This is a genomic window from Pseudomonas sp. F007, from assembly GCF_057814275.1.
On sequence record NZ_JBVATA010000003.1, the window covers coordinates 601867 to 622251 of the forward strand.

General features: G+C 62.0%; 20 protein-coding genes. 9 read left to right on the top strand and 11 right to left on the bottom strand.

From position 1 onward, the window contains the following. The first annotated feature begins 121 nt into the window (after nt 1-121). Nucleotides 122-1015 (top strand): PA4780 family RIO1-like protein kinase, encoded by an 894-nt coding sequence (locus ACZYR5_RS10130; RefSeq protein ID WP_489089494.1) that lies wholly within the window; start codon nt 122-124, stop codon nt 1013-1015. Nucleotides 1016-1034: 19 nt separating this feature from the next. Here ACZYR5_RS10130 and cueR read toward each other — a convergent pair whose 3' ends face one another. The 3 genes from cueR to ACZYR5_RS10145 form a co-directional block, all read right to left on the bottom strand. Next, on the bottom strand, nt 1035-1448 hold the full coding sequence (cueR, locus tag ACZYR5_RS10135) for a Cu(I)-responsive transcriptional regulator (protein ID WP_489089495.1): 414 nt from the start codon (nt 1446-1448) through the stop codon (nt 1035-1037). Continuing rightward, nucleotides 1445-3841: a heavy metal translocating P-type ATPase gene (locus ACZYR5_RS10140; protein ID WP_489089496.1), complete on the bottom strand. Its 2397-nt coding sequence runs from the start codon at nt 3839-3841 to the stop codon at nt 1445-1447. The genes cueR and ACZYR5_RS10140 overlap by 4 nt, the downstream gene beginning before the upstream one ends. A gap of 80 nt (nt 3842-3921) precedes the next feature. Next, entirely contained in the window at nt 3922-4299 is a 378-nt protein-coding gene (locus tag ACZYR5_RS10145; RefSeq protein WP_489089497.1) for a hypothetical protein, read from the bottom strand. Nucleotides 4300-4444: 145 nt separating this feature from the next. On the opposite strand from ACZYR5_RS10145, the gene ACZYR5_RS10150 reads away from it, so the two are divergent. Together ACZYR5_RS10150 and ACZYR5_RS10155 are read left to right on the top strand one after the other, a co-directional pair. Next, a complete protein-coding gene (locus ACZYR5_RS10150) occupies nt 4445-4645 on the top strand; it encodes a heavy-metal-associated domain-containing protein (RefSeq protein WP_489089498.1) in 201 nt (66 codons plus the stop codon). Between the two features lie 90 nt (nt 4646-4735). Beyond that, nucleotides 4736-5929: a multidrug effflux MFS transporter gene (locus ACZYR5_RS10155; protein ID WP_489089499.1), complete on the top strand. Its 1194-nt coding sequence runs from the start codon at nt 4736-4738 to the stop codon at nt 5927-5929. Nucleotide 5930: 1 nt separating this feature from the next. Here the strand turns inward: ACZYR5_RS10155 and ACZYR5_RS10160 are convergent, their stop codons facing one another. Beyond that, entirely contained in the window at nt 5931-6104 is a 174-nt protein-coding gene (locus ACZYR5_RS10160) for a hypothetical protein (RefSeq protein ID WP_489089500.1), read from the bottom strand. Nucleotides 6105-6250: 146 nt separating this feature from the next. Next, nucleotides 6251-7264 (bottom strand): zinc-binding alcohol dehydrogenase family protein, encoded by a 1014-nt coding sequence (locus ACZYR5_RS10165; protein ID WP_489089501.1) that lies wholly within the window; start codon nt 7262-7264, stop codon nt 6251-6253. Between the two features lie 118 nt (nt 7265-7382). Here ACZYR5_RS10165 and ACZYR5_RS10170 point away from each other — a divergent pair, with 118 nt between their 5' ends. Together ACZYR5_RS10170 and ACZYR5_RS10175 are read left to right on the top strand one after the other, a co-directional pair. Beyond that, the gene (locus ACZYR5_RS10170; RefSeq protein ID WP_489089502.1) at nt 7383-8312 is read left to right on the top strand and encodes a LysR family transcriptional regulator; all 930 of its coding nucleotides are present in this window, start codon (nt 7383-7385) and stop codon (nt 8310-8312) included. Nucleotides 8313-8630: 318 nt separating this feature from the next. Beyond that, on the top strand, nt 8631-9365 hold the full coding sequence (locus ACZYR5_RS10175; protein WP_489089503.1) for an ArsR/SmtB family transcription factor: 735 nt from the start codon (nt 8631-8633) through the stop codon (nt 9363-9365). 49 nt (nt 9366-9414) lie between these two features. Here ACZYR5_RS10175 and ACZYR5_RS10180 read toward each other — a convergent pair whose 3' ends face one another. Continuing rightward, complete coding sequence (locus tag ACZYR5_RS10180; protein ID WP_489089504.1) at nt 9415-10368, bottom strand: adenosine deaminase; 954 nt, start codon at nt 10366-10368, stop codon at nt 9415-9417. 169 nt (nt 10369-10537) lie between these two features. On the opposite strand from ACZYR5_RS10180, the gene ACZYR5_RS10185 reads away from it, so the two are divergent. Further along, nucleotides 10538-11626, top strand: coding sequence for a calcium:cation antiporter (locus tag ACZYR5_RS10185; RefSeq protein WP_489089505.1), 1089 nt, complete (start codon nt 10538-10540; stop codon nt 11624-11626). 43 nt (nt 11627-11669) lie between these two features. Here the strand turns inward: ACZYR5_RS10185 and ACZYR5_RS10190 are convergent, their stop codons facing one another. Together ACZYR5_RS10190 and ACZYR5_RS10195 are read right to left on the bottom strand one after the other, a co-directional pair. Next, the gene (locus tag ACZYR5_RS10190; protein ID WP_489089506.1) at nt 11670-13028 is read right to left on the bottom strand and encodes an 8-oxoguanine deaminase; all 1359 of its coding nucleotides are present in this window, start codon (nt 13026-13028) and stop codon (nt 11670-11672) included. A gap of 140 nt (nt 13029-13168) precedes the next feature. Next, nucleotides 13169-13858, bottom strand: coding sequence for an SDR family oxidoreductase (locus ACZYR5_RS10195; protein ID WP_489089507.1), 690 nt, complete (start codon nt 13856-13858; stop codon nt 13169-13171). Between the two features lie 130 nt (nt 13859-13988). Between ACZYR5_RS10195 and ACZYR5_RS10200 the strand changes: the two genes are divergently transcribed. Continuing rightward, on the top strand, nt 13989-14408 hold the full coding sequence (locus ACZYR5_RS10200; protein WP_489089538.1) for a hypothetical protein: 420 nt from the start codon (nt 13989-13991) through the stop codon (nt 14406-14408). 307 nt (nt 14409-14715) lie between these two features. Here the strand turns inward: ACZYR5_RS10200 and ACZYR5_RS10205 are convergent, their stop codons facing one another. The 3 genes from ACZYR5_RS10205 to ACZYR5_RS10215 all read right to left on the bottom strand — a co-directional run bounded on the left by ACZYR5_RS10205 (nt 14716) and on the right by ACZYR5_RS10215 (nt 16973). Next, on the bottom strand, nt 14716-15297 hold the full coding sequence (locus ACZYR5_RS10205; protein ID WP_489089508.1) for an IMPACT family protein: 582 nt from the start codon (nt 15295-15297) through the stop codon (nt 14716-14718). 10 nt (nt 15298-15307) lie between these two features. Next, entirely contained in the window at nt 15308-15958 is a 651-nt protein-coding gene (locus ACZYR5_RS10210; RefSeq protein ID WP_489089509.1) for a TetR/AcrR family transcriptional regulator, read from the bottom strand. 94 nt (nt 15959-16052) lie between these two features. Next, nucleotides 16053-16973: a LysR family transcriptional regulator gene (locus ACZYR5_RS10215; protein ID WP_489089510.1), complete on the bottom strand. Its 921-nt coding sequence runs from the start codon at nt 16971-16973 to the stop codon at nt 16053-16055. A gap of 139 nt (nt 16974-17112) precedes the next feature. Here ACZYR5_RS10215 and aptA point away from each other — a divergent pair, with 139 nt between their 5' ends. Together aptA and ACZYR5_RS10225 are read left to right on the top strand one after the other, a co-directional pair. After that, entirely contained in the window at nt 17113-18462 is a 1350-nt protein-coding gene (gene aptA / locus ACZYR5_RS10220; RefSeq protein ID WP_489089511.1) for an omega-aminotransferase AptA, read from the top strand. A 71-nt stretch (nt 18463-18533) separates the two neighbouring features. Next, nucleotides 18534-20027 (top strand): CoA-acylating methylmalonate-semialdehyde dehydrogenase, encoded by a 1494-nt coding sequence (locus ACZYR5_RS10225; protein WP_489089512.1) that lies wholly within the window; start codon nt 18534-18536, stop codon nt 20025-20027. The last annotated feature ends 358 nt before the right edge of the window (nt 20028-20385 follow it).

The window sequence follows — 20385 nt, forward strand, 5'->3', positions numbered from 1 at the left end:
CTGGCACAGTGAGTGCATCCACAGGGTTCATAGGTCGGCAACCCCTCCCCGTGTCGAGAGGATTGCCGTATAACGAGTGACATTCGCGTGTTTGGTAATAAAGGACCCACAATAAAAGCTGATGAAGACTCCAAAACGCATTGAACCCCTGATCGAGGACGGTCTGGTTGACGAGGTGCTGCGCCCACTCATGAGTGGTAAAGAAGCAGCTGTTTATGTGGTGCGCTGCGGCAACGAACTACGTTGCGCGAAGGTCTACAAGGAGGCGAATAAACGAAGTTTCCGCCAGGCAGCCGAGTACCAGGAAGGCCGCAAGGTGCGCAACAGCCGCCAGGCCCGGGCCATGGCCAAGGGCTCCAAGTTCGGTCGTAAAGAGACCGAGGACGCCTGGCAGAACGCCGAAGTCGCGGCACTGTTCCGCCTGGCCAATGCCGGGGTGCGGGTGCCCAAGCCGTTCGACTTCCTCGAAGGCGTGCTGCTGATGGAGTTGGTGGCCGACGAGTATGGCGATGCGGCGCCGCGTCTCAATGACGTGGTACTGGAAGCCGATCAGGCGCGCGAGTATCACGCTTTCCTGATTTCCCAGATCGTGCTGATGCTGTGTACCGGTCTGGTGCACGGTGACCTGTCCGAGTTCAACGTGCTGTTGACGCCAGACGGTCCGGTGATCATCGACTTGCCACAAGCGGTCGATGCGGCGGGCAACAACCATGCGTTCAGCATGCTCGAGCGCGACGTCGGCAACATGGCTTTGTACTTCGGGCGTTTTGCCCCGGAGTTGAAGCGCACGCGCTATGCCAAGGAAATGTGGGCGTTGTATGAAGCCGGCACCTTGCACCCGGCCAGCGTGCTGACCGGCGAGTTCGATGATCCGGAAGAGCTGGCGGATGTCGGCGGCATCATGCGCGAGATCGAAGCGGCGCGCCTGGACGAGGAACGTCGCCAGGCGATCCGCAAGGCCGACGACGCACCACCGAGCAAGGCCGAAGAACCACCGCCACCCTGGATGCAGTGATCCGCTTTCCCGTGGCGAGTCAGCTCGCCACGGGTTGCGTGCAACAGCCCGACGCCAGTTCCTTGAGGATCGGGCAGTCGGGACGGTGGTCGCCCTGGCAGTGCTCCACCAGATCCTGCAGGGTGTCGCGCAACTGGCCCAATTCGCGAATCTTCTGATTCAGCTCATCGATATGCTGGCGCGCCAGGGCCTTGACGTCGGCGCTGGCCCGCTGCCGGTCCTGCCACAGGGTCAGCAACTTGCCGACCTCCTCCAGAGAAAACCCCAGGTCCCGCGAGCGCTTGATAAAGGCCAGGTTGTGCAGGTCCTCATCGCTGTAGATGCGGTAGCCGCTGTCGGTGCGATGGGCCGGTTTGAGCAGGCCGATCGACTCGTAGTAGCGAATCATCTTCGCGCTGAGGCCGCTGTGCCGGGCGGCTTGGCCGATGTTCATTCGAGCTCCTCCAGTTGTTTCGGCTTCCAGGTCTTGAGCAGTAACGCATTGCTGACCACGCTGACGCTGGACAAGGCCATCGCCGCGCCCGCCATCACCGGGTTGAGCAGGCCGAACGCTGCCAGCGGAATACCAATCAGGTTATAGACGAAGGCCCAGAACAGGTTCTGGCGGATCTTCGCGTAGGTCTTGCGGCTGATTTCCAGGGCGGCCGGGACCAGGCGTGGGTCGCCGCGCATCAGGGTAATGCCGGCGGCGTGCATGGCCACGTCGGTGCCGCCGCCCATGGCGATGCCGATGTCCGCCGCTGCCAACGCCGGGGCGTCGTTGATGCCATCGCCGACCATCGCCACCACCCCGGATTTTTTCAATTCGCTCACGGTCGCAGCTTTCTCGGCGGGCAGCACCTCGGCATGGACGTTGCGAATGCCCAGCGCCTCGGCCACCACTCGGGCGCTGCCACGGTTGTCGCCGGTCAGCAGATGGCTGCCGATCTGTTGACCGTGCAACTCACTGATGGCTTGCAAGGCACCCGGCTTGAGCGTGTCGCCAAAGGCGAACAGGCCGAGCACCCGGGGCTGCGGGCTTTGTTCGATCAGCCAGGACAGGGTCCGGCCTTCGGCTTCCCAGGCTGTGGCCGAGGTCGCCAGCGAACCGGCGCTCAGGCCGCTCTCTTCCAGCAGCCGGCGATTGCCCAGTGCCAACTGTTTACCTTCCAGCGTGCCGGTGATGCCGCGACCCGTCAGCGACTGACTGGCACTCACGTCCGCCACCGCCAGGCCCCGCTCGCTGCAGGCGTCGAGCACCGCCTTGGCCAGCGGGTGTTCACTGCCGCGCTGCAGGGCGCCGGCTTGTTGCAGCAGGCGCGCCTCGTTGCCATCGAGGGCAGCAAAGTGGGCGATGCGCGGGGTGCCGGAGGTCAGGGTGCCGGTCTTGTCGAACACCACCACGCTGACTTCATGGGCGCGTTCCAGGGCTTCGGCGTCCTTGATCAGAATGCCGTGGCGCGCCGCGACCCCCGTACCGGCCATGATCGCGGTGGGCGTGGCCAGGCCCAGCGCACACGGGCAGGCGATCACCAATACCGCCACCGCATTGATCACCGCAGTTTCCAGCGGCGCGCCGTACAGCCACCAGCCAACCAGGGTCGCCAGGGCCAGCAACAGCACCACCGGGACGAAGACCTGGCTGACTTTGTCCACCAGTTTCTGGATCGGCGCCTTGCCGGCCTGGGCGTCTTCCACCAGGCGGATGATCCGCGCCAGCACGGTTTCCGCACCCAGCGCCCGGGTGCGTACCAGCAGGCGCCCTTCGCCGTTGATGGCGCCACCCGTCACGCTGTCGCCGGGTTGTTTCGGCACCGGCAGGCTTTCGCCGCTGATCAGTGCTTCGTCGGCATGGCTCTGACCCTCGACCACTTCGCCATCCACCGGAAAACGCTCGCCGGGCTTGACCAGCACCAGGTCACCCACGCGCAGGGCGCTGATGGCGACGTCTTGCTCGCGGCCGTCGATTACCTGAATCGCCCGTTCCGGCCGCAGCGCTTCGAGGGCGCGAATGGCGCTGGCGGTCTGGCGTTTGGCGCGGCTTTCCAGGTATTTTCCCAGCAGCACCAGGGCGATGACCACCGCCGAGGCTTCGAAGTACAAATGGGGCAGGGCGCCGGCGCTGGCGGTGGCCCACAGATAAATGCTCAAGCCATAACCGGCGCTGGTGCCCAGGGCCACCAGCAGGTCCATGTTGCCGGCGCCGGCGCGCACGGCCTTCCACGCGGCGACATAAAAGCGCGCACCAAAGATGAACTGCACCGGTGTCGCCAGGGCGAACTGCACCCAGGCCGGGAGCATCCAGTGCAGGCCGAAGGGTTGCACCAGCATCGGCAGCACCAGCGGCAAGGCGAGGATGACCGCGAGCAGGACACTCCAGCGCTCACGCTGCAGGCGTTGCTGCTGGTCGTTATTGGTGGTTTGTTCGGCTTGCCAGACGCTGGCGCTGTATCCCGCCTTGGTCACGGCACTGATCAGTGTTTGCGGATCGACCTGACCCAGCAATTCCAGGTGTGCCCGTTCGTTGGCCAGGTTGACGCTGACACTTTTGACGCCGGCAACCTTGTTCAAGGCGCGCTCGACCCGTCCCGCGCAGGAGGCGCAGGTCATGCCGCCGATACTCAGTTCGAGGCTCTGGGCCGGAACGCTGTAACCGGCTTGCTGCACCGCTTCCAGCAGTGCCGGCAAGCTGTCGCGAGGCGCCTCGACCCGCGCCTGTTCGGTCGCCAGATTGACGCTGACCGCGCGGGCACCGCTGACTTTGCGCAAGGCGCGCTCGACACGCCCGGCGCAACTGGCGCAGGTCATGCCGGCAATCGGCAGATCGAAGGTAGTGGAATCGGACATCGGTCTTACTCCCTGTAGAAATGACCTACAGGATCAACCTTGCCACGCTGGCAAGGTCAAGCGCCATTGCCAACCGCCACTTAATAGCCCAGATCAGCCTTTCTCAGGTACATGCCCTGGTCGTTCATGGCGATGCGGTATTTCTGGATATCGCCGGCGCGCAGGGTGATGTTCTGGGAACCTGGCGCGAGCATTCCCGGATTGCAACCGGGCGCCTGGCCAGGCAGCAGTTTCAGGCGCAGGGAAAAGCTGCCTGGGGGCAGATTGAACGAGGTGCTCTGTTCCTGGAACAGGCGGGCCGACAGCTGATCCTGAATGTACACGCCAATTTCGCAGGGGGTCGCGACTTCCAGGCGTTCGCGGGAAATGATCAACACCCCGTAGTCTTGCGCACTGGCGGGTGGGGCCGCGGCGAAAAGGCCGAGCAGGGCAAATAGGCTGAAAGCGTGCCAGCGCATGGCTGAGGCTCCTGTTGGAAGTCATCGATGGCCAAGCTTGGACGAGCGTGTCGCGTTATGCCAGCCCGGCAGTGGTGCGAAGAACTTGACCTTGCCACGGTGGCAAGCTCAAGACTGCTCGCAACTTCATTAAAGGAGACGTCTCATGCAAGTATTCAACGTTCAGGGAATGTCCTGCGGTCACTGTGTTCGGGCCATTACCCAAGTGCTGCAAGCCGAAGATCCAGCGGCCAGTGTGCGCGTTGATCTCGCCGCCAAGGAAGTGGGTGTGGAAAGTCGGTTGACTGCCGAGCAGGTGATTAATCTGATCAGCGCAGAGGGCTATGAAGTCCAACTCGCCGGGTAAAAAACAATAGTTAGCGACCTATCGGAATGTTCAAGGCGTCCCAGCGCGGCTAGACTGTCGGGCTGTCGACTGATGTGAGCTGGACGCCTGATGAATTTTCGCACCATCCTGATTCTGGGCGCCTTGAGCGCTTTCGGGCCGTTGGCCATCGATTTCTACCTGCCCGCCTTCCCGGCGATGGCGGCGGCGTTCGGCACTGACGAACAGCACGTGCAGTTGACGCTGGCCGCGTATTTTCTTGGTTTGTCGATCGGGCAGTTGGCTTACGGTCCGGTGGCCGATCGTTTCGGACGGCGTATTCCCTTGTTGATCGGCGTTGGCCTGTTCACCCTGGCCTCGCTGTTCTGTGCCTTTGCGCCGAGCCTTGACTGGTTGATTGGCGCGCGGTTCCTGCAGGCCCTCGGGGGCTGTGCCGGGATGGTGATTTCCCGGGCGGTGGTCAGCGACAAGTGCGACGCGGTGGGTTCGGCGAAGGTCTTTTCGCAACTGATGCTGGTGATGGGGCTGGCGCCGATTCTCGCGCCGATGCTCGGTGGTCTGCTGGTCAATCTGCACGGCTGGCAGTCGATCTTCATTGCCTTGACGGTGTTCAGTGCGGCGGCGGGGTTGGCGGTGGCCATGGGGTTGCCGGAGAGCATGCCGGCCAATCAGCCTCGGCAACCCTTGTCCGGCGCGTTGCGCCAGTACGGGCGGCTACTGTCGGACAAGGTGTACCTCGGGCACGCCTTGACCGGCGGCATTGCGATTGCCGGGATGTTTTCGTACATCGCCGGTTCACCGTTCGTCTTCATCAAACTGTATGGCGTGCCGGCCGAGCATTTCGGTTGGCTCTTCGGGGTCAATGCGGCGGGTTTCATCCTTGTGGCACAGATCAACGCTCGCCTGCTTTCCCGACGCGGACCGGCGTTCCTGCTGACGCGCACCGTGTGGCTTTACCTGATCGCGGGTCTGGCGTTGCTGGCGGTCAGCGCGCTGCACACCGAGCATCTGTGGCCGCTGCTGATTCCGCTGTTTATCTGCATCTCCAGCCTGGGCTGCATCCTTCCGAATGCCTCGGCCTGTGCCATGAATGGTCAGGGGGCGCGCGCAGGCAGCGCTTCGGCGTTGCTCGGCTGCCTGCAATTCAGCGTCGCCGCCGGTGCGGCGGCGTTGGTCGGCGTGTTGCATGATGGCACCGCTGTGCCAATGGCCATGGTCATCAGCCTGTGCGGGATTCTGGTGGTGAGCGTGGCGATGCTCACCCGTCGCCTGCAGATTGCCCGGGCGGCGCAAGCCGAGGCTTGAATCAGCTCGCGACGCGTTGTGGCTGGCGCTCGGGCAGGTAATGAGGGGCGTGAATTCGGGTTTCGAGGGTGGTGGTGAAGGCGCGGGCTTCGGCTTCGGAACGGAAGTTGACGGTCTGTTCGTCCAGTCGCACTTGCCACCGGGATTTTGCCATTTCTTTTATCAGGATCTTCATTGCTGACCTCCGTGCGTAAAAGAGTGCATTGCAGAAGCTGCGATTGTAGACCCGGAATTCGCCGACAAATATGACGGCGATCAACTGTCGGACTGGTGGCTTAGAAGCAAAAGAGCGCAGATTGCGCTCTTTTGTTCCAAGGCGGGTCAGAAGCCTTCGAGGACGATCTTGCCCTTGGCCGTACCGCTCTCCAGCAGTTCATGAGCACGGCGCAGGTTGGTCGCATTGATGGTGCCGAAGTGCTCGCCAACCGTGGTTTTCAGGGTGCCGGCGTCAATCAGTTCTGCCACCCGGTTGAGCAGTTTGTGTTGCTCGAGCATGTCGGCGGTTTCGAACAACGAGCGGGTGTACATGAACTCCCAGTGCAGCGACAGGCTCTTGCGCTTGAGCTGGGTGATATCCAACGCCTTCGGATCGTCGATCAGCGCCAGCTTGCCCTGGGGCGCGAGGGCTTCCACCAGTTGGGCGAAGTGCAGGTCGGTCTGGGTCAGGCTGGCGACGTGGGTGACGTGAGGCTGACCGGCGCGCTTGAGTTCCTCGCTCAGCGGCTGGCTGTGATCGATCACCAGGTCGGCGCCCAGCGTTTCGACCCAACTGCGGGTCTGTGCACGGGAGGCGGTGCCAATCACTTTGAGTGCGGTGAGCTGGCTGGCCAATTGGGTCAGGATCGAGCCCACGCCGCCGGCAGCGCCGACAATCAACAGGCTCTGGCCCTCGGCGGCCTGACCTTCGCCAATCTGCAGGCGTTCGAACAACAGTTCCCAAGCGGTAATGGCCGTCAGCGGCAGCGCGGCGGCCTCGGCAAAGCCCAGTGACTTGGGCATGTGCCCGACAATCCGCTCATCGACCACGTGCAATTCACTGTTGCCGCCCGCGCGGGCAATGGAGCCGGCGTAGTACACCTTGTCGCCGGCCTTGAACAGGCTGACGTCACTGCCGACGGCCTTGACCACACCCGCCACATCCCAGCCCAGCACCTTGGCGGCGCCGCCTTCGGGCGAGACGTTCTGGCGAACCTTGGTGTCCACCGGATTGACCGAGATCGCCTTGACCTCCACCAGCAAGTCCCGTGGACCGGCGATGGGCTCCGGCAGTTCGATGTCTTGCAGCGCTTGTGGGTCGTTGATCGGCAGGCTGGCGTAGTAGGCGATGGCTTTCATGGCGTCACGGACTCGGCTGTTCAGAGAGATGGCACATGATTGGCTATTTATCTGCGAGATAAAACCCGCTAAAACCACAGTCTCTTTCAATATTTTTTTGATAATTGCGGGTGCGCTGATGCTGCGTTTTGATGATTTGCAGTTATTCGTCCGGGCGGCCGACCTCGGCAACCTGTCCGCGGCTGCACGGGGCATGGACATGTCACCCGCCGTGGCCAGTGCCTCGCTCAAGCGTATCGAGCAGCAATTGGGGGCGCGTTTGCTGGCGCGTTCGACCCGCAGCCTGCGTTTGACCGCGGAAGGCGAGGGCTTCCTGGAGTATGCGCGGGCGGCGCTGGGGCAACTGGACGAGGGGCGGCGTCTATTGGCGCGCGGGCAGGATCAGGTCAGCGGCGTATTGCAGCTGTCGGCGCCGTCGGATTTCGGGCGCAACCTGTTGCTGCCGTGGCTCGACGAGTTCCAGCGCGAGCATCCCGGCCTCACCGTGCGCCTGTTGCTCGGCGACCGGATTGCCGACCTGTTCCGCCAGCCGGTGGACATTGCCCTGCGTTACGGCGAGCCGGAAGACTCCAGCCTGGTGGCGCTGCCCATCGCACCGGACAATCGCCGGGTGCTGTGCGCCTCGCCGCACTATCTGGCGCGCTGTGGCGAGCCGCGCCAACTGGAGCAACTGGCGCAGCACAATTGCCTGCTGTACATGCTCGGCAGCCGGGTGCATGACCATTGGAGTTTTCACGACGGCAAACGGCAGGTCAGCCTGACTGTCACCGGTGATCGCTTCAGCGATGATGCCGACGTGGTGCGCCTGTGGGCGGTGGCCGGTGCCGGAATCGCCTACAAGTCGTGGCTGGATGTCTCGGCCGATGTCCTGGCCGGTCGCTTGAAAGTGCTGATGCCGGAGTTGCAGTGCGAACGTGCACCGCTGAATTTGTTGTGCGCTCATCGCGCACAGTTAAGTAAGCCAGTGAACCTGTTGAAGGAAATGCTCAAGCGTCGATGTGCGGATTTGACCGGTCATTTTTCGACAAAAATTGTCACTGGCCATTAATCGCACTCGTATAGCGAAATTTCCTTGGGCAGCTGTCGCCTTTGGCGCTTTGCCAAGGGCAGGATCCGTCGATCATCACGCTTATACTAGCGCCCGCCTGGGTTCGCAGCATTGTCAGCGAACGTATGCCGCCTTGCTCAATTCCTTGGGTTCGGTTATCCGCCGGATTTGCCCAGGGATGAGGGTTTCGAAGAAGTTTGTCGCTTTAGTTTGTTAGTTAGCCCGGTTTTTGGCGGATATCGCGCCTTGGCCGGCACCCCATTACTGGTCAAGATGTTCGCCGAGCAGTAGACAAATGATTCAACAGGGAGTGAAGACATGGAACATGCACCTTGCATCAGCCAGATAGCCACCTTGCTGGCTGACCCGAAGCGTAGCGCGATGATGTGGGCCTTGATGGACGGCACGGCTCGACAGTCGGAGGAGTTGGCACTGCTGGCAGGGCTGTCGCCGTCATCGGCCAATGCCCACCTTGGGCGGTTGTTCAGCGGTGGCCTGCTGAAGCTCGAGGAACGTGGACGCAAGCGGTTCTACCGACTGGCAGCGCCCGAAGTGGGCGCGGCGGTCGAGGCCCTGGCCAGTGCGACGCTGGTCAGTTCACCGGGCCACATTGCCCCGGTATTCAAACGCACTCACCCATTGGTCAAAGGCCCTGCGGCACCTTCCTCGGTGATGCGCGCACGGCTCTGCGACGAGCATTTCGGCGGAACCCTGGCGGCGGAGCTGTATCAGCGCCTGCTGGACGCCGGCTGGCTCGAACAGGCGGACAAGCGCGTCAGGGTGACCCACAAGGGTGCCAATCGCCTGGCCTCCCATGGGGTCTTCATTCAAGCCCTGGCGCACAGCGACGCACAGGTGGCCTGTGCCTGTCCGGACTGGAGCGAGCGGCGGCCACACCTGGGTGGCGCATTGGGCGCGGCGCTGCTGCAACTATTCATTCAATCGGGTTGGTTGAACGTACCCGCCGACTCCCGCGCCCTGCAGGTGACGGCCGTGGGCGCACGCGCACTCGCGCGCTTCGGTACCGAAACCGAGCTTGAAGTCGCACTCTAGGTGAATGGGGCGAGGCAGCGGGAGCGAGTCGGCTCGCTCCCGCATCGGCCTAGGGTTTGACCAGGCGGGCATCCAGGCTGTTTTGCGCCAGGCGTTTGGCCTGGTCCTGGGTCATGCCCAGGTGGGTGTGCAGGGCGTGGAAGTTTTCCGTCACGTAGCCACCGAAGTAGGCCGGGTCATCGGAGTTCACCGTAACCTTCACCCCGCGCTCGAGCATGTCGAGGATGTTGTGCTGCGACATGTGGTCGAACACGCACAGCTTGGTGTTGGACAGCGGGCACACGGTCAGCGGGATCTGCTCGTCGATGATCCGCTGCATCAGGCGCTCGTCTTCGATGGCGCGCACGCCATGGTCGATGCGCTGGATCTTCAGCAGGTCGATGGCTTCCCAGATGTACTCCGGCGGGCCTTCTTCACCGGCATGGGCAACGGTCAGGAAGCCTTCATGGCGAGCACGGTCGAACACGCGCTGGAACTTGCTCGGCGGATGGCCCATTTCCGAACTGTCGAGACCGACGGCGACGAACGCCTCACGAAACGGCAGCGCCTGGTCAAGGGTCTTCTCGGCTTCTTCCTCACTCAGGTGGCGCAGGAAGCTCAAGATCAGGCCGCTGGTGATGCCCAGTTGCTGTTCGCCATCTTTCAACGCGCTGGCGATCCCGTTCAACACCACTTCGAAAGGCACGCCACGGTCGGTGTGGGTCTGCGGGTCGAAGAAGGGTTCGGTGTGGATCACGTTCTGCGCCTTGCAGCGCAGCAGGTAGGCCCAGGTCAGGTCGTAGAAATCCTGGGACGTGCGTAGCACATCGGCGCCCTGGTAATACAGGTCGAGGAACTCTTGCAGGTTATTGAAGGCATAGGCCTTGCGCAGGGTTTCGACGTCGCTCCATGGCAGGGCGATCTTGTTGCGCTCAGCCAGGGCGAACAGCAACTCGGGCTCCAGCGAGCCCTCCAGGTGCAGGTGCAGTTCTGCCTTGGGCAGGGCGTTCAGCCAGTCGTACATGTTCAAATCTCATCAGGTGCTTATGGGCGGCATTCTACAGGTGACCGTGCAAACATTTGGCAAAACCTGACCAAGCCACTCTGGACTAAGGTTCAACGGAACATGTGCGGGGCGTTGCAGTCAGTCGTTCATCGCCCAGGATTTGCTGGTTTCAGGAAAAGGCTGCGTCATGCTCACACTCTTCAAGCAAGAAAAATTCCTCCTGCTGGCCGTGCTGGCAGCCTGCGCGGCGTACCCGCTGGAGCACTGGCTGCTGCACAACGGGCAACCGATCGCGCTGCTCGGTGGGGTCGCGCTGATCGGCTTTATCGTGATTGCTTCAATGCGCGTCGCCCACCATGCGGAATTGCTCGCGGAAAAGGTCGGCGATCCCTACGGCACGATGATCCTGACACTGGCCGCGGTGCTGGTGGAGGTGGTGATCCTGGCGATCATGATGAGCAACGAGGCTTCGCCGACACTGGTGCGTGACACCATTTACTCGGCGGTGATGCTCGACATCAACGGCATCCTCGGGCTCGCGGCGTTGATGGGCGGGATCAAGCATGGCGAGCAGTCCTATAACGACGATTCGGCGCGCACCTACAGCGTGATGATCATGACCGCCATGGGCGTTTCCATGGTGGTGCCGGAGTTCATTCCCGAAGCGGACTGGAAGATTTACTCGGCCTTCACCATTGGGGCGATGGTGGTGCTGTACACCCTGTTCCTGCGCATGCAGGTCGGCCCGCACAGCTACTTTTTCAGCTATAGCTACCCACAGAAACGTCGACGCAAGGAAGCCGTGCAGGAGGAACCGACGATCAGCCTCGGGCTGTCCATCGCGACCCTGGTGTTTGGCGTGGTGGTGATCGGTGCGCTGGCGGAAGTGATGTCCAAGACCCTTGATCTCGGCCTGCAGGGAAGCGGTGCGCCGCCGGTGCTGACGGCGATTGTGGTGGCGGCGATCTCGGCGGCGCCGGAAATCCTCACAGCGTTGCGCGCGGCCCTGGCCAATCGCATGCAGTCGGTGGTCAACATCGCCTTGGGCGCGTCGTTGTCGACGGTGATTCTCACGGTGCCGGTGATGGAAGCGATGGCGCTGTACACCGGCCAACCCTTTCAGATGGCCATGACTCCGGTGCAAACAGTGATGGTGTTCATCACCCTGATTGTCAGCGCGATCAACCTCAACGACGGCGAAACCAACGCCATCGAAGGGATGACCCATTTTGTGCTGTTCGCGACCTTTATCATGCTGTCGCTGCTGGGGCTTTGAGTGCTGCGCCGGCCAGCGTGCGGTAGCCGGCGCAGCAGGCGCATCAGACGTCGTTGATCAACTGGCGCGCGGCCTGGCTGTGATCGGCGATCAGGCCCTTGAGGTCGAGTCCTTCGACCTGGCCATCGATCACCCGCCAGTTGCCAGCGACCATCACGCGGTCAGCGCGGTCGGCACCGCACAGCAGCAGTGCGGAGATCGGGTCATGGCTGCCGGAGAAGCGCAGTTCATCGAGTTTGAACAGGGCCAGGTCGGCCTGTTTGCCGACGGCCAGTTCACCAATGTCCGTGCGTCCCAACAGTTTTGCCGAACCCTGGGTCGCCCAACCCAGCACGCCTTCGGGGGTGATTTTTTCCGCGCCGTAGCGCAGGCGCTGGATGTACAGGGCCTGGCGGGCTTCGAGAATCATGTTCGAGGCATCGTTGGAGGCCGAGCCATCGACGCCGAGCCCGACCGGTGCACCGGCCGCGATCAGGTCCAGGCTCGGGCAGATACCCGAGGCCAGGCGCATGTTCGAGCTCGGGCAATGGCAGATGCCGGTGCCGGCGGCGCCCAGGCGGGCGATTTCATCCGGGTTGAAGTGAATGCCGTGGGCCAGCCAGGTGCGCGGGCCGAGCCAGCCGACGCTGTCCAGATAGTCGACGGTGCGCAGGCCGAAGCGCTGCAGGCAGAAGTCTTCTTCGTCGAGGGTTTCGGCCAGGTGGGTGTGCAGGCGCACGTCCAGTTTGTTGGCCAGTTCGGCGCTGGCGGACATGATTTCCGGGGTCACCGAAAACGGCGAGCAAGGCGCCAGGGCGATCTGGATCTGCGCGCCGTCGCCGCGTTCATGGTACTCGGCGATCAAACGCTGGCTGTCGGCGAGGATCACTTCGCCTTCCTGCACGGTCTGCTGTGGCGGCAGGCCGCCGTCTTTTTCGCCAAGGCTCATCGAACCGCGGGTGAGCATGGCGCGCATGCCCAGTTCGCGGACGCTTTCGACTTGCACGTCGATGGCGTTTTCCAGGCCGTCAGGGAACAGGTAGTGATGGTCAGCCGCCGTGGTGCAGCCCGACAGCAGCAATTCGGCCAGGGCCACCTTGGTTGCCAGCGCGAGTTTTTCCGGAGTCAGGCGCGCCCAGACCGGGTACAGGGTCTTGAGCCAGGGGAACAGCGGTTGGTTGACCACCGGTGCCCAGGCGCGGGTCAGGGTCTGATAGAAGTGGTGGTGGGTGTTGATCAGGCCCGGCAGGATCACATGCTCGCGGGCATCGAAGACTTGTCCACAGGGTGTCGCGGGTTGTTGGCCTTGCTTGAGTACTTCGACGATGACGCCGTCTTGCACGACCAGGCCGCCACGGGCATCGAGTGCGTTGGCAGTGAAAATCGCGAGGGGGGTTTTTAACCAGATACGGGTCGCAGGCATTTGCCGGCTCCTCTGAAAGTTGGGTTCAGGTTCGCCAGCTCAGTGTTGCCCTGTCTGCTGATCCAGGTTCGTCGCGGGGACGAGGTGCGCAGTGTCGGGGAAAAGGGCCTGACAGGCAAGCCCGGCCCGACAGGACGAAATTACCAGGGAATGGTTTCGCCCTTGTAGTTGATGAAGTGGTGGCCGCCCTTGCCGGCATAGGCATTCACTTGGTCGATCAGGCCGCGGGTGCTGGTCTGCACATCGAGGTCGGCACCTTCGCCACCCATGTCGGTTTTCACCCAGCCCGGGTGCAGCGACAGTACGGTCGGCCGCGACTCGCCCAACTGGCTGACGAAGCTGTTGGTCATCGAGTTGAGCGCCGCCTTGCTGGCCTTGTACAGCGCCAGTTCCGGGGCGTCGGGCATGGTCACGCTACCCAGCACCGAACTCATGAACGCCAGCACGCCGCTGCCCGGGCGAATCTGCCCGACGAAACGCTGGGCCAGGTTGATTGGCGCCACGGCATTGGTGAAAAACAGCTGGCCAACCTCGGCCAGGGTCGCGCCGCCATTGGGCGTCTGCACGTCCGGGCCCTTGACCCCGGCGTTGACGAACAGCAGGTCGAACACTTGACCCTTGAGTTGCTCGCTCAAGGCGATCTGTGCCTGCTGGTCGTCCATGTCGAGCTGTTCGATCCGCACGTCGCCCAATGCCTGCAAGGCTTCGGCTTTTTGCGGATTGCGCACGGTGGCGGTGACTTGCCAGCCGTCGGCCAGCAGGGTTTGCACCAGGCCAAGGCCCAGGCCTCGGGAGGCGCCGATGATCAGCGCGGTTCTTGCGGTAGTCATGAGTGGCTTCCTTGAACAAAGTCGGGGTTCGCCGGGTGTCGCGGCTGACGGCGCGAACCGGAGGGCTTGACCCTCGAGCATACTCCAGCCTTTACCCTCGGTGCTCCTTGAATAAATGGAGTGTTCGATGATGTGGACCACAGAACAGTACCGCCGGCTGGTGCGTGGCAGTGCCTGGTATGACTTGATCGTGATGGCGGCGTTTGTCACGCCCTGGGGATTCGTCGCCTTGCACGGCGCCTTGTCGGCGCTGAGTGCAATGCTCGATCTGCCGGGTTTGCCGGCATTCGAGCCGACGCACCGGTTGATGGCTAACCTGTTGGGCTCGATCGTCTGCGTCTGGTCAGTGCTGCGCATTCGTGACCCGCAGCCGCAATACGGACGCTACGATGCGGCGGCCAGGTTCCTTTTCGCCACCTGGCAGGCCCATGCCTTGATGCAGGGGGCCACGCCGTTGTTGGCGGTGTTCCTGGCCGTCGAGCTGGCTTGGGGTGTCGCCCAGGTATTGCCCATTCGGGCAGAGGTGCGGACGCATCTGATGCCTGGTTAAAAAATGATCATCGTCCTGCGCGCCATGCTGGCTATGCCACTGCGCGACCCATGAACGGCTTATCCACAGCTTGCTCCACAGTATTTGTGTGCAAGCCAAAAGCTCGGGTATAAGCCGGATATGGCTTTGATCCAAAGCTGCTAACGGGCGCTAACTGCTTGTTTTACGGTCGAATGGAACCGCTTGCGGGGTAATTGGACAAAAACTGAGCAGTGCCCGCAAAGCCACGTGACAGAAGGCTTACAACGCTGTGTGCTCAGGTTATCCACAGCCGGGTGCACAGCAGATGTGGGCAACTGTCGATGATTCAGCGCTGCAGCAGAATCCGCCCGCGACTCAAGTCGGCCAGTTGCCTTTGCAGCAGGTCGATCTGCGCTTCACCCACGGCCAACTGGAGCTCGACGCCATTGGCCGTGAACTGCTCATCCACCACCAATCCGCCGGCTTCGGCGACCCGTAGTCTGACCAGTGCCAGCTCGCTGAATCCGCAATGGCAGCTCAGGGGCACGCGGCTGATCAACTCGATCTTCGGCGCGCCTTGCAGGCATTTGTTGGCGCCACCGCCGTAGGCCCTGGCCAAACCGCCAGTGCCCAGTTGAATGCCGCCGTACCAGCGAATCACCAGCACCACCACCTGGTCGCAATCCTGGGCCTCGATGGCGGCCAGTATCGGTCGGCCGGCGGTGCCACCCGGTTCGCCGTCATCGTTGCTGCGGTATTGCTCGGCGAGTTTCCAGGCCCAGCAGTTATGGGTGGCATCCAGGTCGCTGTGCTGTTCGATAAAGGCCTGGGCTTCGGCGGGGCTGGTGATGGGGGCCGCCAGGGTGATGAAGCGGCTTTTGCGAATCTCTTCGTGGTATTCGCAGAAGCCGGCGAGGGTAAAGGGCATGGTGACTGTCTTAAATGGCGGGAGTGAGGCCGCAGCCTTTGAGTATGATGCGGATCAGGTTAGTGCCGGCGTCGTCGATATCCTGCCTGGTCAGCTTGCTGCGCCCAGTGACACGGCAGATCTGGGTGGAGAAGTCGGCGTAGTGCTGGGTGCTGCCCCAGAGCAGGAAGATCAGGTTGACCGGATCGACCGGGTCCATTTTACCGGCGTCGATCCACGCCTGGAACACACTCGCGCGGCCCTGGAACCAGGTCCGGTAATCCCGGTTGAAGTATTCGCTCAGGCATTCGCCGCCGCTGATGACTTCCATGGCAAACACTCTGGATGCCTGCGGATGGCGACGGGAGAATTCCATCTTGGCGCGAATGTAGCGGGTCAGCGCTTCGGCCGGGTCATCGTCGGCGGTGAGGGTGTTGAAGGTGCTGTCCCACAATTGGATGATGTTGCTCAACACGCCGATGTACAGGCCCAGCTTATTGGTGAAGTAGTAATGCAGGTTGGCCTTGGGCAAGCCGGCGTTCTGCGCAATGGTGTTCATGCTGGTGCCTTTGAAGCCATGTCGGGCGAACTCGACTTCCGCGGCCTTGAGAATCGCCTGTTCGTTCTTTTGACGAATGCGGCCGGCAGGTTTGCCGCTGTGTGCTGGGACTTCAAGGGTCATGGAGGTTTCCAGGCTGGTCGGTGGGGGCGTCAGTGCGTTGATAGCGCACCAGCAGGCATCCGACAAGGCTTGGCGCTATAAAAAGCCGGGTGCATCAGCGAGTCGCCGCCAGGCTTTCAAGGAAGCTTTCCAATACCAGGTTCGGACGCCGCCCCTTGCGCGTGACCGAGGCCAGGCTCAGGTCATAAAAGCGCACGTCAGGCTTGAGCGCACGCAAGCGGCCTTGCTGGACCCACAGGCTGGCGTAATGATCGGGCAGGTAGCCGATGTAGCGCCCGGTCAGGATCAGGAACGCCATGCCCTCGCGGTCCGAAGCGCTGGCGGTGCAATTGAGTGCCTGGTAATGGGCCTGGATCTCCGCGGGCAAGCGAAAGGTCGGGGCAATGGCGTCCTGACTGTCGAGGCGCGCATCGTCCAGCTGTTTGTCGTCGACATAAAACAGCGGGTGGCCAACCGCGCAATACAGCAGCGAGCGCTCACTATACAGCGGTTGATATTCCAGGCCCGACAAGGCGCTGGCCTGCGGTACGACACCCACGTGCAGGCGACCGTCGAGTACACCTTGTTCGACTTCATTGGGCGCAATCATGCGGATCTGGATCTGCACGTCCGGCCCGCGCTCCTTCAATTGCGCCAGGGCGTGGGTGATGCGCATGTGGGGCAGGGTGACGAGGTTGTCGGTCAGGCCGATGGTCAGCTCGCCGCGCAGATGTTGATGCAGGCCGTTGACCTCGGTGCGAAAACTTTCCAGGGCACTGAGCAGCTGCAACGCCGATTGGTAGACCTCACGCCCTTCCTCGGTCAGGGAAAAACCGGCACGTCCACGCTGGCACAAGCGCAGGCCAAGGCGTTGTTCGAGGTCGCTCATCTGCTGGCTGATGGCCGAACGGCCGATCCCCAGCACGCTCTCGGCGGCCGAGAAGCCGCCGGATTCGACGACGCTGCGGAAGATCCGCAACAGGCGGATATCAAAATCGCTGACTTGCGCCAGTGGGTCGGGTCGACGGCTGCTCATGCGGCGTGCTCGATAGTTTAGTGGTGATCTGACTGAAGGTTAGAAATGTTGGATTTCACCGACTTTATCGCCGTGGCAATTTAGCTGCAACCACGGTTTTCAATCCCTACGCCGAATATTGCCTTGCGAGGTTTTGCTGATGAACTTGCCTGAAAACGCCCCGTCGTCCCTGGCCAGCCAGCTCAAGCTGGATGCTCACTGGATGCCTTACACCGCCAACCGCAATTTCCAGCGTGATCCACGCTTGATCGTCGGCGCTGAAGGCAGCTGGCTGATCGACGACAAGGGTCGCAAGGTCTACGACTCGCTGTCCGGTCTGTGGACCTGCGGCGCCGGGCACACCCGCAAGGAAATCCAGGAGGCAGTGGCCAGGCAATTGGGCACCCTGGACTACTCGCCAGGCTTCCAGTACGGCCACCCGCTGTCGTTCCAACTGGCGGAAAAGATCACTGACCTGACCCCAGGCAACCTCAACCACGTGTTCTTCACCGACTCCGGTTCCGAGTGCGCCGACACAGCGGTAAAAATGGTGCGTGCCTACTGGCGCCTGAAAGGCCAGTCGACCAAGACCAAGATGATCGGCCGGGCCCGTGGTTATCACGGGGTGAACATTGCCGGCACCAGCCTCGGCGGGGTCAACGGCAACCGCAAGTTGTTCGGCCAGGCGATGATGGACGTCGATCACCTGCCGCACACCCTGCTGGCCAGCAACGCCTATTCGCGCGGCATGCCGGAGCAGGGCGGTATTGCCCTGGCGGATGAACTGCTGAAGCTGATCGAACTGCACGACGCCTCGAACATCGCCGCGGTGTTTGTCGAACCCCTGGCCGGCTCGGCTGGCGTGCTGGTGCCGCCACAGGGCTACCTCAAGCGCCTGCGCGAGATCTGCGATCAGCACAACATTCTGTTGGTGTTCGACGAAGTGATCACCGGTTTCGGTCGGACCGGCACCATGTTCGGCGCCACCACCTTCGGCGTCACCCCGGACCTGATGTGCATCGCCAAGCAAGTCACCAACGGCGCGATCCCAATGGGCGCGGTGATTGCCAGCTCCGAGATCTACCAGACTTTCATGAACCAGGCGACGCCCGAGTACGCGGTGGAATTCCCCCACGGCTACACCTACTCCGCCCACCCGGTGGCCTGCGCCGCGGGCCTGGCTGCACTCGACCTGTTGCAAAAGGAAAACCTGGTGCAGAGCGTGGCCGAAGTCGCACCGCATTTCGAGAATGCGCTGCATGGCCTGAAGGGCACAAAAAACATCATCGACATCCGTAACTACGGCCTGGCCGGTGCGATCCAGATTGCGCCGCGTGACGGTGACGCCATCGTGCGTCCGTTCGAAGCTGGCATGGCCCTGTGGAAAGCCGGCTTCTATGTGCGCTTCGGCGGCGACACCCTGCAGTTCGGCCCAACCTTCAACAGCAAGCCGCAGGACCTCGATCGCCTGTTCGATGCGGTTGGCGAAGCGCTGAACAAGATCGACTGATTGCAATTACCTACTTATATAAGCAGGCGCCCTTCAACGGGCGCCTGTGGACAACTTTTCAGGAGCCCTGCATGAGCCTCATCCCGCATTTGATCAATGGCGAACTGGTGAACGACAACGGTCGCACCGCCGACGTGTTCAACCCGTCCACCGGTCAGCCGATCCATAAAGTGCCGTTGGCCAGCCGCGAAACCATCCAGCAGGCCATCGATGCTGCCAAGGCGGCGTTCCCGGCCTGGCGCAATACGCCGGCGGCCAAGCGTGCCCAGGTGATGTTCCGCTTCAAGCAATTGCTGGAGCAGAACGAAGCGCGCATCTCGCAATTGATCAGCGAAGAACACGGCAAGACCCTGGAAGACGCGGCCGGTGAGCTCAAGCGTGGTATCGAGAACGTCGAGTTCGCCTGTGCCGCTCCGGAAATCCTCAAGGGTGAATACAGCCGTAACGTCGGCCCGAACATCGATGCCTGGTCGGACTTCCAGCCGCTGGGCGTGGTAGCGGGGATCACCCCGTTCAACTTCCCGGCGATGGTGCCGCTGTGGATGTACCCGCTGGCTATCGTTTGCGGTAACTGCTTTATCCTCAAACCGTCCGAACGTGATCCGAGCTCCACGTTGCTGATTGCTCAGCTGCTGCTGGAAGCCGGTCTGCCCAAAGGTGTGATGAGCGTGGTGCACGGCGACAAGTCGGCGGTGGATGCGCTGATCGAAGCGCCGGAAGTCAAAGCCTTGAGCTTTGTCGGTTCGACGCCGATTGCCGAGTACATCTATGCCGAAGGCACCAAGCGCGGCAAACGCGTCCAGGCACTGGGCGGGGCGAAGAACCATGCGGTATTGATGCCGGACGCCGATCTGGATAACGCCGTCAGTGCACTGATGGGCGCCGCCTACGGTTCGTGCGGCGAGCGTTGCATGGCCATTTCGGTGGCGGTGTGCGTGGGTGACCAAGTGGCGGATGCGCTGGTGGCCAAGCTGGTGCCGCAGATCAAGGCGCTGAAGATCGGCGCGGGCACTTCCTGTGGCCTGGACATGGGGCCGTTGGTGACTGGCCAGGCGCGGGACAAGGTCAGCGGTTATGTGGATGACGGTGTGGCGGCGGGTGCCAAGCTGGTAGTGGACGGTCGCGGCCTGAGTGTGGCCGGTCATGAGGAGGGCTTCTTCCTCGGTGGCTGCCTGTTCGACAACGTCACGCCTGAGATGCGCATCTATAAAGAAGAGATCTTTGGCCCAGTACTGTGCGTCGTCCGGGTCAACAGCCTGGAAGAGGCGATGCAACTGATCAACGATCACGAATACGGCAACGGCACCTGCATCTTCACCCGTGATGGTGAAGCGGCGCGGCTGTTCTGTGACGAGATTGAAGTGGGCATGGTCGGGGTCAACGTGCCATTGCCGGTACCGGTGGCGTATCACAGCTTCGGTGGCTGGAAGCGCTCGCTGTTCGGCGACCTGCATGCCTACGGTCCGGACGGCGTGCGCTTCTACACTCGGCGCAAGGCAATCACCCAGCGCTGGCCGCAGCGTGCGAGCCATGAGGCCTCGCAGTTCGCCTTCCCTAGCTTGTAAGGCTATGTAGTGAAGAAGGCCGTGCCCCTGGGCACGGCCTTCGCGTTTTCGGGTGTTTCTGACTTATATGACAGAATTATGAAATTAGTGGTTGACGCGAGTTTTTATCTGTCTATAATTCGCCCCACTTCCGGCGCAGTCGAAACGGAAAACTCCTTGGTAAACAACGAGTTACGCAGTTTTCGGCAGTCAGTGTTTCAGGTCATCGAAGCGCGAAGGAAGTTGAAAAATAGGTGTTGACAGCAGCGTGTAACGCTGTAGAATTCGCCTCCCGCTGACGAGAGATCGAAAGCGCAAGTGGTTGAAGTTGTTAAGGATTCCTTGAAAACTTCTGAAAATAATCACTTGACAGCAAATG